Source organism: Microbacterium sp. 18062 (genome assembly GCF_902706225.1).
Taxonomy (GTDB): Bacteria; Actinomycetota; Actinomycetes; order Actinomycetales; family Microbacteriaceae; genus Microbacterium.
Map to the genome: position 1 here is coordinate 1 of NZ_CACSKB010000175.1, position 578 is coordinate 578.

General features: G+C 52.1%; 1 rRNA gene. It reads right to left on the reverse strand.

The features are described 5' to 3' along the window. A 23S ribosomal RNA gene (locus tag GVL03_RS19215) occupies positions 1 to 578 on the reverse strand; the annotation flags it as partial.

Sequence of the window (578 nt, forward strand, 5' to 3'; positions counted from 1 at the left end):
GTACAGGAATATTGACCTGTTTCCCATCAACTACGCATCTCTGCCTCGCCTTAGGGGCCGACTCACTCTACGCCGATGAACGTTGCGTAGAAAACCTTGCGCTTTCGGCGTGCGGGTTTTTCACCCGCATTATCGTTACTCATGTCAGCATTCGCACTTCCGATACCTCCAGCAGCCGTTACCAGACACCTTCACAGGCTTACAGAACGCCCTCCTACCACGCACAGTAAACTGTGCATCCGCAGCTTCGGTAACTGGCTTAGCCCCGTTACATCTTCCGCGCAGGACGACTCGATCAGTGAGCTATTACGCTTTCTTTAAATGATGGCTGCTTCTAAGCCAACATCCTGACTGTTTTAGCCTTCCCACTTCGTTTCCCACTTAGCCAATTTTAGGGACCTTAGCTGGCGGTCTGGGTTGTTTCCCTCTTGAGTCCGGACGTTAGCACCCGGTGCTCTGTCTCCCAAGCTGTACTCATCGGTATTCGGAGTTTGCCTTGGTTTGGTAAGTCGCCATGACCCCCTAGCCAAAACAGTGCTCTACCCCCGACGGTAATACTTGAGGCACTACCTAAATAG